Source organism: Oceanospirillum sediminis (assembly GCF_014164585.1).
Classification (GTDB): domain Bacteria; phylum Pseudomonadota; class Gammaproteobacteria; order Pseudomonadales; family Halomonadaceae; genus Oceanospirillum; species Oceanospirillum sediminis.
The window spans coordinates 1-1,291 of the sequence record NZ_JACJFM010000079.1 but is presented as its reverse complement, the minus strand read 5'-3'; the positions used below and the strand labels follow the sequence as shown (position 1 = coordinate 1,291).

Genomic DNA, 1,291 nt, shown 5'->3' with positions numbered 1-1,291 from the left:
CGCTATGGCGACCAAAAGCTGCCGCTGCAATCCCTAACCTTTAGATTAGCAAATACTATTAATTGTTATTACATTTAAAAAGGACAGAGTGAACTTATATCCCTAACTAGCTAAAAAGAGCTATCGTGCGTATTAGTCTCCGTCCTTTTTTCTTGGCTACTTAGAACCATATAGAATTTTAGAATGACCTTATTAAAGGTTTTAGTTTAAGTAGCATTTATTAATTTCTAAATCTAAAGTTATGAATTTTAAAGAAGTAATCGGTATTGATGTTAGTAAAAACACCATTGATGTTTGTATTCACCTATCTGAAAAGAGCTCTGAATTTGCCAATACAAACAAAGGCATTAAAGGATTTTTAGGTTGGGTCAAGGAGCATTTAAAAGACCTGTCCGGAGTTCTTTTTGTATATGAGCATACAGGTATGTACTCACACACACTTACCGTTGTTCTGCAAGAGATGGGATGTCATTATTATATTATTGCCCCTGCACTTGATATAAAACGTTCCATGGGAATTGTAAGAGGAAAGGATGACCAGGTAGATGCTAAACGCATTGCATTATACGGTTATCGTTTAAGGGAAGAGATTACACCAACTAAAGAGCGTTTTGAATCGATAACCACGCTTAAGTCCCTAATGACGCTCAGGTCAAAGCTGGTCAGACAACTTTCAGCCCATAAGACCACCTTAAAGGAGCAGAAAGGCATTTATCGAGCTAAGGACTTTAAATTTATTTTTGAGACACAACAAAGGTTAATACATTACCTTACCAAACAGATAAAGTCTGTTGAGGCGCAAATGCAGGAGGTCGTCAATAGCCACATAGCCCTAAAAACCAATATGGATCTAATGTTATCGATTAAAGGCGTTGGTAGACAAATGGCAACTACAATGCTTATAGTTACGGAGAACTTCTCCAAGTTTGATAGTTCTCGTAAATTCGCCTCGTATTGCGGTGTTGCACCATTTGCATATCAATCGGGTACAAGTATAAAAGGCAGGAACAGAGTGTCTCCGCTCGCAAACAAGAACATCAAGTCTTTGGCCCATATGTGCGCAGTAAGTGCCATACAGCATAACTCCGAAATGAAAATATACTACCAAAAACGTGTTGAAAAAGGGAAGAGCAAAATGAGTACCTTAAACATTATTAGAAATAAATTGATTGCTCGCATCTTTGCGGTTATACAAAGACAAACACCTTATGTGGATACATTAAGGTTCGTAGCTTAAATTTTAACAAATTTTTTTTGGTCGAATCATAGAATACGCACTTATCAGCTGGCT

1 protein-coding gene is annotated in these 1,291 nt (G+C 37.1%); it reads left to right on the top strand.

What is annotated here, in order from left to right; translation table 11 throughout:
* Positions 1-241: 241 nt before the first annotated feature.
* Positions 242-1,237: an IS110 family RNA-guided transposase gene (locus H4O21_RS27995; RefSeq protein ID WP_182812350.1), complete on the top strand. Its 996-nt coding sequence runs from the start codon at positions 242-244 to the stop codon at positions 1,235-1,237.
* Positions 1,238-1,291: the final 54 nt, after the last annotated feature.

What these genes read in the sequence shown, in the direction of transcription:
- H4O21_RS27995 (WP_182812350.1), top strand. Translation starts at nt 242, where the DNA reads ATGAATTTTAAAGAAGTAATCGGTATTGATGTTAGTAAAAACACCATT.